This window comes from Paraglaciecola arctica BSs20135 (assembly GCF_000314995.1).
Lineage (GTDB): Bacteria > Pseudomonadota > Gammaproteobacteria > Enterobacterales > Alteromonadaceae > Paraglaciecola > Paraglaciecola arctica.
The window spans coordinates 151,571-164,797 of the sequence record NZ_BAEO01000010.1; the positions used below are offsets into that span (position 1 = coordinate 151,571).

A 13,227-nucleotide genomic window follows, 5' to 3' on the forward strand; every position below is an offset into this window, starting at 1 on the left:
TATTGTGAAAATAATTTATTCCACATATTTTTATTTAGCAGACAATTGCACATAACGCTTATTTACTCGGGTGATTTTGATACCAAAACCAGATTCTAATACGTCAAATAAGGCATCGGTTTCACCTGCTTGAAACTGCCCGCCAATACGTAATTTTTTCAGCTCAGGATCGGCCACTTCAATCTTTATGGGAGTGTGCCGGCTAACTTCCTGCACTACTTCATCTAAAGATTCACCGGCGAAAATTAGTTTGCCTTGTAACCACGATAATTTACGCGCAAGTTCTCCTCTTTCATGGGTAACCACTGGGTCGACCAAATCATCTGATACCGCGGGGATCATCACACTTTGCCCAGCTGTAAGTGACGTCAATATCTTTTTAATCACAGGTTCATTTTCTGTTGTGGTATTTCGTTCTTTTCGAGTTTGCGAGTTATTTGTTAGCGCTGTTAGCTCAGGAGTTAACACCAACGCATCCTCTACTATGGCTAAGTCGACTTTACCTTCGGTGACCATGATTTGTATTCTGTCTTTAAGACGGTAAACAGAAAACGCGGTTCCTACGGCTTGCACCATTCGGTTACCAGCATAAACCTCAAAAGGACGCTGAGGGTCAGGCACAACATCAAAATGAGCTTCGCCTTTTAGCAACATGATTTTACGTTTGGTTTTACTGTAGTTAACCTCTACTTGGGTATTACTGTTCAACCACAATAAAGATCCATCTTTGAGGGTGTGCACCGAATGCTCTCCTAAAGATGTTAAGTAAATATTACTGTGAACAGGGGTTTGATTAACCACGTACCAAGCAGATGAACCTAATGTAAAAATCAAAGCCAATGCTGGCAGGGCAATGATAGGGCGACAGGCATGGCCAAGTACTTTTTTAATCCAGCCAAGCAACGCGGTTAACGTGTTCAGAGGTGAACATAACCAGTCTTTAAACTTAGTGATTTTTGAAAGTTTACCGTGGGGCACACTCAATCCGCTTAATACGTCCATTCCACCCCAAGTATTCGCCATACTTAACAGTACTGACTTATGCCTTGGGCTTTGCGCGACCCATGCCTTAAATTCAGCGATTTCTTTGGCTGTAGGTGGTTCATCGCCTTCCAGTTTAACTATCCAATCACAGGCCTGTTCTTCGATTAGGTTAATATTTGGAAACTCGGTCAAGTTACTCATTATTTTTCCCTCCTAACATCAAACACCTGTGCTTCAGAATGTTTACCGTCAACCCTAGAGGTCATTTTTTCCCCACTGTAGCGCTGAGAAATAATCGCATTACTTTGTTTGATCCCCTTTGAAAGGTGTTTTTCCACTGTGCTAACAGATAGCTCTAAACGTCTGGCGATTTCTTTGTTTTGCATGCCATACACTTTTTTCATAATAATCACTCGCCGACATTGTGCAGGTAAGGCTGCAACGGCTTCACAATAAATCCCGACCTTTTGCTGAGCCATGGCATCCGACTCTAAAGTTTCAGTGTTAAATGCAGCGTCGAACTCATCACAGTCATCGATGTAATCTGTAATTTTTCGTGTCTTGCGGCTAAATTCGGATAACATCAAATTTTTGGCGATGCGAAACAAAAAAGCTTTAGGAAAATCAATTTTGCGTTCTTTTTCAACTTTATAAGCACGCAGAAAAGTTTCCTGGGAAACGTCTTCAATATCGTGGGAAGACACCATATATCGGGCGATAAAATTACGTAAGGATAACTGATTGTTTCTAAACTCAGCAAGTATACTAAAACGAGGCACCGCGTTTTTATTGGCTTTAGAGTGTGACGAGGCGTCTTCAGCCCTCAACTCATCGTCTTTTTTCATGTAGTGTCCCTAGTGACAAATCACAGGTGCAACCATCTATTTATATAGATCGAACACCCATCCATAAAGTATAACTCTTGACTGGGGAAAATCCGCTATAGCAGCAATGCTTTTTTTTAAATTAATATAAAAGCGCACCTCATTTTCAAACATCTATTATTACTAGTGACAACCACTTCTTAGATTATTGTATAACCCAAGCCTCGAAAGACTTACATCAGTTAGCAACAAAATAAACACCTAACATCTGATTTAAGATTCGTCAGACAGCAAAACTATCGTATAATCACCGTAATTACTTTGCTTAAGATATCTTCATGACAGTTGAAACCTTTACCCCAATAAAACCACTCCCCTAGAAACGCTGGTCAAAATATTAGAAGACTCGCCTGTACAAAAAACCAACGGCACTAAAATTGACTTTGTCAGGCTAGGCTGGCTGAGCTAATAACATCAACCCGATGTTTAAACACTGATATTTATAGACTTTTACAATGATAAATATAGAACTACGTATTTTGTGAAATTTATAAAATCCAAAAACGATGAAACTCCATTCATAAATATAAAAGATGTTCCAATGCTAAATGCAGTAAAGTTTCTGTTGAAATATCGGTTCAAGTATTTACTCTAAGTAAAAAAACTATAAGAGAATCTAAGAATTAATCAAAGTAATTCATTACTGGTGCGGTGTTGACCATAAGCGAGATATTCAGTGGCTGACTCAATGTCCTTATACTTGTTTATAATATAATCGGTGGTTCTATCATAGGAGCTTGTTATAATTAAAGTTTTTTGTATTCCAATAAATTATTACTAATCCCAACATTCCTCAACAAGAATATACCTATTGTAACGATACTATTCATCATCTACTCGCCACCAAGACCCTTCGTGCCACTTTGTTTAAAGAGTCTTAAATTACAATCGCCAGAGCGACAGCTTCAAATAAGCGGCTAAACAATCATCTAAATCAGGAGATTATTTTAATAACTTAAATAGTTTTTTGGCAATATCGGTATTATCTTGTGATCCTGAAAAGATATTTTTACTATTTCCTAAGGCAAATACTTGTACGTCTACCGCATTGTGAGCAGACGTTGACCAGCCAGTGTTAGTCCGACCATCAATAATTTGTCGTATGTTGATAGTGATCGCGTTGACTAAATCAGCTGCCTCAATTTCATATAACAACGCATATTCTTCATCTGTGAGTTCAAAATTCAACATAGTATTGAGTGTTTGTTGGTTGAGTTTTTGCTCTGTTATTTTTTGAGCTATGGCCTGTGGCGACATGGTCATCTGTCTTAATACTTTGGGCTCCCATTCATATTTACCATTAGCCCCAAGACTCAAACCTCCAGTACTATGGTCAGCAGTCAAGACCACTAAAGTATCAGGATTTTCAGCTACAAATACTTCTAAATATTCTAATGTTTTTGCTAAATCATGCATTTCAGCCATAGCGGTTGCTATATCATTTTTATGCCCGCCCCAGTCGATTTGAGACGCTTCAATAAGCAGAAAAAAACCACCTTCAGTATTAGATAACGCGCTGATTGCCGCCTTAGTCATAGTTTTTAGGCGATTAGCTTGTTTATCATCTATGGCCCATGGCAAACCAATATTAGCAAACAAACCTAATACAGGTTTATTATCAGGTAGATCAGATAATTGTTGATAATGATTGATGAAATGGCCGTTATCTTTTTTAAACTCTTCAATTAAGTTACGATCCTCCCGGTGAAAATATTTCAGACCGCCCCCTAAGAGCACATCTGTTTTCCAACCATCGTCCACATAACTATCGGCTATTTGATTGTAGTTATTACGATCTTCGTTATGTGTTAAATACGTAGCTGGAGTTGCATGATTAACTTGAGATGTAACCACAACACCAATCTTTTTATTCTTTGCTTTGGCAAATGTCAAAACACTAGTTAGTGGTCTTTTATCTGAATCTACACTAATAGCACCATTATAACTTTTTACACCTGTTGCTAGTGCTGTGGCACCGGCAGCAGAATCCGTAACATAACCCGACTCCCGAGCAGGAAAAGTACTAGCCATGCCCACAAAGTGACGATCAAATACGGTTTTTTCGATACTCGGCGTGTCTGGATCATCAACAAAATAACGGTACGCTGTGGTATAGGCTGGGCCCATTCCATCTCCAATAATCATGATGATATTTTTAGGAGTGTTATTGGATACAACACTTATTTCCTTGCTTGTAACTACAGAGTTAGCTGTTGCAGTGCAACCTGTTAATAAGATTACCGCCAAAAATCGTTTCATTTTTTATCCTAGGTTGTTTTGACTACATAAAGATTTAAAACATTGCCAAACAGGTTCTAAATACAAATTTTCTTTTTTATTTCTATAAATCTTCACATCTAAAGTTTGTTGGAATTTACTTGGGTCACACAGCGCTAATTGTTTATTTTCCAATTCATCTCGAATACAGTATTCAGGAAGCCAAGTTATCCCTAGCCCTTTCAAGGCCATCATTTTCAAGCTGTCCGCCATTGAGGATTCGATGATTTTATGTAAATCCAGCCCATCAATACTGTGGTTAATCAATTGTGCTACAACACGGCCAAGATAGATGTTTTGTTGGTAAGCTAAGTAAGGTAATTTCTGATTTTTATTGATTAATTTATAAATTGGCTGCCCATAACTATCGGCTTTGCATACAGGTAATAATTGAACCCTGTCTAATAAAATAGAATCCACTTGTAGATCGTTTAACTTAGGATCACTAAAAGCGATTAAATAGTCACACTGACCTGTTAATAATATTTCAATGCAGTCATCAGCATCTGCAACTTTTAACTTAGTGTTGATTTTGGAAGGCTGTTGATTCAAATGTTGTAATACAGTTGGAAAGACGCCAGTAGATAAGGTATGAGTGGCAGCAAAAATTACCGGAGCACTTTCAATAGATAAAGAATTAAGTTGTGCAAAACAATGATCAAGCTTAGATAAGATCGTCTTCACTGTTTTTTCAAAAATAATGCCTTGCTCAGTTAATCTGACGGGCTGACTGTAACGATTAATTAAATTACAATTTAAATTATTTTCAAGTGATTGAATGCGCCGACTAAAGGCTGGCTGGCTCAAAAACCTTAATTTAGCCGCTCTGGAAAAATTCTTTGTTTCAGCGAGAGCTAAAAAATCTTTAAGCCAAGTTAGCTTTATATCCATTATTAGGCAGCCTAGCTTTCACTGGGTTTATTGGATTTTTTAGCGGCTAGCCTTGCCACCCAGAAATCGGCATTTTTTATGCCTAATTTAAGCGGATCAAAGGAGTATTCTTTCACACCTGCCTGTTGCTGTGCTTCATAGTCTTTTAAGGCTTTTATTGCTGGTTTTGACATGAAAAATATAATTAAAACACCAATAATATTTAACCACGCCATAAGACCTACTCCAATATCGCCCATGCCCCAGGCTATATCGGCTGCCTTTATGGTGCCATAAAAAGTAGTAGTGACTATGACAACCTTAAGAAAAAATAACGCACCAGGAATTTTAAAAGTACGCTTAATATAATAAATATTATTCTCAGCGATAAAGTAATAAGCAAGCAAGGTAGTAAAAGCAAAGAAGAATAAAGCAACAGCAACAAAAGGCTTACCACTTCCCGCAAAAACGTGCTCAACTGCTATTTGTGTATAGGCCGGACTATTCGCTGCTACATCGGTAGAAATGTTTTGTATAATGAACGTTTCGCCAAGGCCATGTACATTATAAGCGCCAACTATCAAGATCATAAAAGCAGTTGCCGAGCATACAAATAAGGTATCAATGTAAACCGATAAAGCTTGGACTAAACCTTGTTGCGCTGGATGCGCTACTTCAGCCGCCGCGGCTGCATGGGGACCAGTGCCTTGGCCGGCTTCATTTGAGTACACCCCTCGCTTCACCCCCCAGCCTACAGCGGCACCAAAACCAGCTAAGGGTGTAAAGGCATCACCAACAATCATCATAAAAACTTTAGGTAATTGGTCAATATTCAAACCAATAATAACCATTGAAATAAGTATATAAATCAACGCCATAAATGGCACAACCACCTGAGTAAAATGCGCTATACGTTTCACGCCACCAAAAATAATAAAACCAAGTAAAGTGACAATAGCAATTGCGGTATAAATTTTTGCGTAACTGATAGTACCCAATACCGTATCCAGTGACTCTGATGCTCCAAAGACTTGTTCTACAGCTGCGCCTATTGTATTTGATTGCACCATAGGCAAACAAATACTTGTCGCTATTATGGTGGCAATAGCAAAAATCCAGGCATACCATTTTTGTCCCATGGCCTTTTCAATATAATAGGCAGGTCCTCCTCGATAAATACCGTCATGCTCTTCTTTATATATTTGCCCTAATGTAGATTCTACATAAGCAGTGGCTGCACCAAAAAATGCCACCACCCACATCCAAAAAATAGCACCCGGTCCACCAAAACCTATAGCGGCGGCGACCCCCGCAATATTACCCGCGCCTACGCGGCCAGAAAGTGACACTGCTAAGGCTTGAAAAGATGAAATCCCTTTTTCTGAACTTTTACCTGACATTAACAAGCGCCACATTTCAGAAAAGTGCCGCACTTGCATCATTCGAGTGCGTATTGAGAAGAAAATTCCTGCACCTAAACAAAGGAAAATAAGTGCGGGACTCCAAATAATACTATTAATTTCATTTACTAGTTGTTGCATCAGTAACGTCATTCACTCTATAAATTAAATAATAACGAGTATTACTATAACAACGTACAGCAAGGCTAAACATTCATACTTTTACTTATTCTGAATGTATCACATCAAAATAATTGAAATAATGCCGCTTAACAAATACATTCAATGCATACTAGATTATAATTAATTTCAAAAATAAGTCCGCATTAACGCCCACTGCGACTTGACTATCTGCTAGGTAATGACGAGGTTAATTTGTCCGCAAAAAAGAGAGGTTATGATCCATTTCAGAGCGGCATTAGGTGCCAGAAAATGACCAAAATTTACATTTGAAACAGCCCAGTGGCTGATCAGGGGTTCCCATAAAATGCGTAAACCACTATGGAAAGAGGGTGCAGCTAATAGTAATCAGTATAAAGAAGAAACTTATAAAGCCCCTGCCGATTTTGCGCAAGGCGTCGCTACGCAACATTAGCGAAGGCGCAGCATAAAACCGACTAGGACTTTTTTATATTAAAAGTAATGACCCATTCAAATTAATGGCTGTTCTTATGGATGGTTAAAATATCTTCTATGATAGCGTAACCTGTTTCCAACCTACCGGCTCCGGGTCCAATTAAGGTGATATCCCCCATTAATTCAGTCGTGTAGGTAATTGCGTTTGTGGCACCAGATATTGATGCTAAAGGGTGTTCTTTCATTAACATTTCAGGTTTAACCGATGCAATATAACCTGTTTGAGTTTTTTCAACTGTGCCTATTAATTTCCAATGTTTTTTATTCTCTATGGCATAGTTAATATCTTCTGCGCTTAGATTACTTATACCAGTGCAATCGACGTCAGATAAGGTTAATGATAAGTCCATCATTACATTGCCTAAAATAACCACTTTTGCTGCGGCATCATGACCGTCAACATCTCCTGCTGGGTTTGCTTCTGCGTAGCCCAACTCTTGCGCTTTTTTTAGTGCAACTGCATATTCTGCACCTGCTTCCATTTCACCCAAAATATAATTGGTTGTGCCATTTAATATTCCCTGAATTTTAGTAATTCCTGACGCCAACAGCATCTCACTACCTAGGTTTAGTGATGGTGTGCCACTCATTACCGTACCTTCAATTCCAATTTGTACTTTATTCTTGCGCGCTAAGCGTTTTAATTCAGGAAAATGTAAAGCAACAGGACCTTTATTTGTCATGGAAATATGCATCCCAATATTCATTGCTTGTTTTACATGTGAAAATGCCGGCTCTCCGGTTTTTAAATCGGTATATGCTAGCTCCACCAGAATATCAGCACCACTTTTTGCAATGGTTTGTTCGGCATCCCAAATGTTACTCATTTGACCAAATTGTTTGAGGTCGCCATTAACTTCAATATGATGCAATAACATTGCAGGGTCTAATCCGTTTAAATCAGCAACACTGCCTTTATATAAATCACAAACCGCCACAATACGTATATCGATCCCAAACTTTTCTTTTAAGAACGAATATTTATCACTGAGTATTTCTGCTAATCCCTGCCCTACGTTGCCAAAACCTATGATTGCAAGTTTGTATTGAGTTATCATTTTATTTACCTCTATTGTTTAAATTATTGCAGCTGATTATGTATTCAAATTGAAACAGTAAGTTTTGGCTTCTGTCATTTCACGTACAGTATTCGCGACTCCTTCTCGACCTAGACCAGACCCTTTAACACCTCCAAATGGCATGGCATCAATACGATAATCACTACTGTCATTTATCATGACTCCACCGCATTCCAATGCATCAGCAACTTTAAACGCTAAATTCATGTCGTTTGTAAATACGCCAGCTTGTAATCCGAAGTCCACATTGTTTGCCATTTCAATAGCGCTATCTACATCAGTAAAGCGATAGAGTATTGTTACCGGACCGAACACTTCTTCATTGGCAATGAAGCAGTCATCGCTAACATCAGTCAGTACTGTTGGTTGAAAATAGCTACCGTTGCGCTTTCCACCGCATAACAAAGTTGCATTTTTGCTAAGGGCGTCAGCGATTAATGATTCTACTTTTTGGGCGGCTGTTGCATTTATCATTGGCCCCATATCTGTTGTTTCTTTAAGTTTGTCCCCCATTTTGATTTTGTTAGCACGCTCACAAAAAGCATTAGAAAACTGGTCGTATATTGGATCCGCTATGTAAATTCGTTGTACATGTAAACAGTTCTGTCCAGCAGCCCAAAACGCGCCACTGACTGTCGCGTCAAGGGCTTTTTCAATATCCGCATCAGCCAAAACAACTGCAGGACAATTGCTACCTAACTCTAAGGCAACCTTCTTCAATCCAGCTTTTTTTAATATGTTATTACCAACAGCACTTCCACCAGTAAAAGACACCATACGAACACGAGGATCAGTAACTAAAACATCCCCAATAACGTCGCCATGACCTGTGATTAGCTGTAAAACGCCTTCAGGAAGCTCGGTATTATTAAATAAATCTACAAGCATTTTTGCAACTAGAGGCGTTTCTGTATGGGGCATAAGAATGACACTATTACCTGCCGCAATTGCAGGGCCAATTTTATGTGCAACTAAATTTAATGGATCATTAAAGGGGGTAATTGCAACAATAACGCCTAGAGGTAATTGTTTAAAATATCCAAATCTATTTTCAGATCCTGGCGCCTGATCAAATGAAATAGTTTCACCATTTAAGCGCCGCGCCTCTTCTGCACTTAAACGTAAAGTGTCAACACAGCGGAGTGTTTCTTTTCGCGCTTCTCTAATCGTTTTTATACCTTCACGGGCGATAATTTGTGAAAAGCGTTCTTGTTGTTCAAATAGAGCATTGGCGACCTTATTTAACACTGACATTCGAACGTGTGCTGGCAATATTTTTGATTTATTAAAAGCATCAACAGCGGTATCTATCATCTTCAATGCATCAACAGCATTATGGTTTTTAACTTCATTAATATAGGTTCCATCTTGTGGATCAACGACTGTAATCACTGACTTTTCATCAAGAACATTAGAATTAACCGGCATATCAAAAACTCCTAAAATATGTAAAACATTGCTTTATTTTTTCTTGCATTGTGGCTTCATAAGCCAATAGTCAACTGAACATTTTATTGAGTAGCTGAGCGGAGCAAATCATATCAACCCTATAAAAGGTGAAACGTTCTACATTTGGCTTTTAATGAATGATTTGATGCGAATATAGTTAAAATATGATTGAATTGATTCGTAATATATTTAAAGGTGATAATTATGGAACTAGACAAGCAAGATCTGAAACTACTCAGCATGCTGCAAGTAGATGTCAAAACAAGTATCGAACTTTTATCAGAAAAAATTGGTTTATCGACAGCTAGTGTACAAAGAAGATTAAAACGTCTGCGTAAAGAAAACGTTATTACCAGTGAAGTCGCGAATATTTCACCTGAAGCAGTTGGCCAGGCAATGACCTTTATTATTTCAGTCCAGCTAAATAGAGATAATATGGACTGTTTTAATACCTTTAAGAGAAAAGTTAAAAAAACAGCTCAAGTACAACAGTGTTATTACATCACTGGTGAAGCTGACTTTATATTAATTGTCACAGCCAAAGATATGATTGATTTTGAAGCTTTTACCCAATCAATTTTTTTTACTGATAATAATGTTAAACATTTTAAAACCTCAGTCGTTATGGGGAGAACCAAAGTAAGCTTAGCTTTACCTCTAGGATAACAATGTGTTAAAAACTTTAATTCTCGCAGCATTTTATATTTAGCTGTAGAGGGTGTTCAATTGGTTAGTGATTTGGTAACAGCAAGGTATTTAGGGAGGATTTTGACTAGTAGTAAAAGTATATAAATGCGTACCAGAAGGCTATCTGATACGCATTGAATAGGTGTTTTTTAGTGCTAACTTTATTTAAAAGCTATAAGTTACTTTTGCATATAAAAAGCGACCATTATAACCGTATGGTGAAGTTGAAGAGTATGAACGACCACTCGGATTACCTTCAGCAACAGGACCATTATCATCAGTTAAGTTATTAATGCCTAAGGCAAAACCTGCACCATTATCTAAATAATAGGCAAATTCAGTATCTAAGATAATCGCCGCATCACCAGGAATATCTGGATCAAACTGTGACCATTCACCATAATAATTAGCTCTTGTCATTAATGACCATGAATCAGATAAATAACTTACTGTGAATGACCCCTTGTGCGCAGGTAGTCCTTTTTCTAAACGATTAAGTTTAACTTGGTTAACATTTTCTCCATATTTATCTACGTTTGTATCTGTCCAGTTATAGGCCAGAGAATATTTCATATCCCCGCTAAACATTTCATTAGAGTAGTTAGCAACAATATCTACTCCTTGAGTTGTGGTATCAAAGTCGTTAGTAAAGAACTTAACTTTTGATAAACCTATAGCATCGGTAACGCCGTTATCAATAAGTTCTTGGCGTTCATCATCACTTAATGCAATTGAAGATGTTTGAGTAATTCTATCGGTTAATTCAATATTAAAATAATCTACTGTTAAGAAAAAATCATCTTGTTGGTAAACCATACCCATGGCATAACTGAACGACTCTTCAGGCGTTAATGCAACACCACCATAACTAGCTGATACTGGGTGAGTTGGTGGTAATGTAGCAACATCTACCAATATGCCATTTTCAGTTTGAGTTTGTACCGCTCGCACATTATTTTGCCCAATAGTAGGGGCGCGGAAACCGGTACTCAATGAAGCGCGGACTTTAAATGAGTCGTTGATGTCATATAAACCAGAAACCTTCCAATTAAAAGATGATCCAAAGTCACTAAAATCTTCATATCGGAAAGCTACTTGTGCTAAAAAGTCTTCAGTAATATTTGTTTCGGTATCTAAATAAGCCGCTTTACTTGTTCGTGAAGACGCCCCTGAATCTGCTGGTTTAAAACCAGGAAAACCATTAGAACCAATACTAAAGCCTTGATCTACTAAAGGACCCAATTTCCAGGATGCTTCATCGCCTGCCGAAATGGTAAAAGTTTCATGGCGTAATTCTAAACCATAAGAAACAATCATATATTCCAAGCCCATAATGGATTGTAACTCTTTAGAAAAATCAGCATTAAGGGATTGTTCTAATTGAGCATAGGCTCCTGGGGTGAATTCTGTAGGGCTATCTGGCCCCATAGATGAATTGATAGTATTACTAATGCGATATTCTGTTGAATGCTCTCCGACGCTACCGCTAAAGTCATAAGTAGTACCATCGCTAAATTCACCGCGAGTTCCCATAACTAAAGAAAGGTCGACAACACTACCACCAAAAAAGGGAGCGAAACCACCAGGGAAACGTAGATTATGAGCGTAACAATTCGCCGACTCCAAAGAAGCTAACGCATTAGCATCAATAGCATTATTAATAATCGGCACTATAGGACAAGCCGAGTTATCAGTTGCTCCAGGAGTTAAATCAGCAACCAAGATAGTTTCAGTGCCATCGTCAAGCGTTGGCCCTTCAAATACGCCGCTTTTGGTATGTGGGTCACGGAAAAAGAAACCACCTTCAACCGTTTTCTCAGACCAATTACCAAACATATAAGCATCGCCACCATTGGCTAGCTCAATTCCTGCATTTAAAAAGAGTTTAAAGTCATCTGAAAATTTAGGTGTACCCCAAACTTGAGCTGGGTTTGCTACCGCTGAGTTACCCGCATCAATCAAAGCTTGTGCACTACTTCCTTGGGTACTTCGGCTTGTCGGATCTTGTTGATTAACTTCAAAACTAGCGTTAATAAAGCCATTATCACTTAGACCCATGCCAATATTGCCAGAAACAGTAACTTGATTACCATCACCTTCAGAATACTGCCCCATTTTAAGCTCGAGTTGACCGCCACTATCATTATCTTTTAGGACAAAGTTGATAACACCCGCTACAGCATCAGAGCCATATTGAGCCGATGCACCGTCACGCAATACTTCGACCTGTTTTAGAGCAATCGCTGGTATAGTTGATATATCTGGACCCTGTGCTCCATCGGAAACGCCACCACCTGAAAAAGTGATAACAGAAGCTCTATGATGACGTTTTCCATTAATTAAGACTAAAGTTGAGTCTGGCGATAATCCTCGTAAATTAGCTGGTCGAACGACGGTTGAGCCATCAGAAGCAGTTTGTGGATGTACATTAAATGAGGGAGTAACCGTTCTCAGTAATGAGTTCATATCTGATGTACCGTTAGCCATTAACTCTTTGCCACCAATAACATCAATAGGTACTGGGGAATCAGCTATAGATCTAGGAGCAGCACGAGATCCTACCACCACTATAACCTCATCATTTTCAGTTTTTTTGTTATCCTGCTCAGCAGCGATGCTAGGCATGGCAACACAAGTCATCCCCATAGCTATAGCTAAACTTTTTAATTTAAATTTATTCGGCATGTTCAATTCCTTAAAGAATTTTATTGGTTGTTTTTATATTGTTTTTTTTAGTACTCATTCATTTTTGTGCGCTTGTTTTCTTTGCATATAACAAATGGTTTCTAATTTGTTATATGCAAAGCACCGCACATAAAACATATAAAAAACAATATTACAAAGATTTTATAACTCCAAATCAAATTTATTAGAGATTTAGACCCTCAATTTCTTTACATAATTTTTTATGAGCGCTAATATGAAGTTGTGAATCGTCGTTAACTAGTATGAAATTATAAA

9 protein-coding genes are annotated in these 13,227 nt (G+C 38.2%); 1 reads left to right on the forward strand and 8 read right to left on the reverse strand.

Going from position 1 to position 13,227, the window contains the following annotated elements; translation table 11 throughout:
• Positions 1-30: 30 nt before the first annotated feature.
• From GARC_RS04085 to GARC_RS04115, 7 genes are all read right to left on the reverse strand, one after another.
• A complete protein-coding gene (locus tag GARC_RS04085; RefSeq protein ID WP_007617038.1) occupies positions 31-1,185 on the reverse strand; it encodes a FecR family protein in 1,155 nt (384 codons plus the stop codon).
• Positions 1,185-1,829 carry an RNA polymerase sigma factor gene (locus GARC_RS04090; RefSeq protein ID WP_007617040.1) on the reverse strand — a complete coding sequence of 215 codons (645 nt, stop codon included), beginning with the start codon at positions 1,827-1,829 and terminating at the stop codon, positions 1,185-1,187. Before GARC_RS04090 ends, GARC_RS04085 begins: the two co-directional genes overlap by 1 nt.
• A gap of 981 nt (positions 1,830-2,810) precedes the next feature.
• Positions 2,811-4,127 carry an alkaline phosphatase gene (locus GARC_RS04095; RefSeq protein WP_039988659.1) on the reverse strand — a complete coding sequence of 439 codons (1,317 nt, stop codon included), beginning with the start codon at positions 4,125-4,127 and terminating at the stop codon, positions 2,811-2,813.
• 3 nt (positions 4,128-4,130) lie between these two features.
• Positions 4,131-5,036 (reverse strand): LysR substrate-binding domain-containing protein, encoded by a 906-nt coding sequence (locus tag GARC_RS04100; RefSeq protein ID WP_007617046.1) that lies wholly within the window; start codon positions 5,034-5,036, stop codon positions 4,131-4,133.
• Positions 5,037-5,047: 11 nt separating this feature from the next.
• On the reverse strand, positions 5,048-6,556 hold the full coding sequence (locus tag GARC_RS04105; protein WP_039988713.1) for an alanine/glycine:cation symporter family protein: 1,509 nt from the start codon (positions 6,554-6,556) through the stop codon (positions 5,048-5,050).
• Between the two features lie 515 nt (positions 6,557-7,071).
• On the reverse strand, positions 7,072-8,109 hold the full coding sequence (locus GARC_RS04110; protein WP_007617049.1) for a homoserine dehydrogenase: 1,038 nt from the start codon (positions 8,107-8,109) through the stop codon (positions 7,072-7,074).
• A 36-nt stretch (positions 8,110-8,145) separates the two neighbouring features.
• Positions 8,146-9,558: an aldehyde dehydrogenase family protein gene (locus GARC_RS04115; protein WP_007617051.1), complete on the reverse strand. Its 1,413-nt coding sequence runs from the start codon at positions 9,556-9,558 to the stop codon at positions 8,146-8,148.
• A gap of 225 nt (positions 9,559-9,783) precedes the next feature.
• On the opposite strand from GARC_RS04115, the gene GARC_RS04120 reads away from it, so the two are divergent.
• Positions 9,784-10,245, forward strand: a complete 462-nt coding sequence (locus tag GARC_RS04120) for an Lrp/AsnC family transcriptional regulator (RefSeq protein WP_007617053.1) — start codon at positions 9,784-9,786, stop codon at positions 10,243-10,245.
• 186 nt (positions 10,246-10,431) lie between these two features.
• Here GARC_RS04120 and GARC_RS04125 read toward each other — a convergent pair whose 3' ends face one another.
• A complete protein-coding gene (locus tag GARC_RS04125; RefSeq protein ID WP_007617055.1) occupies positions 10,432-12,951 on the reverse strand; it encodes a TonB-dependent receptor plug domain-containing protein in 2,520 nt (839 codons plus the stop codon).
• Positions 12,952-13,227 lie beyond the last annotated feature (276 nt).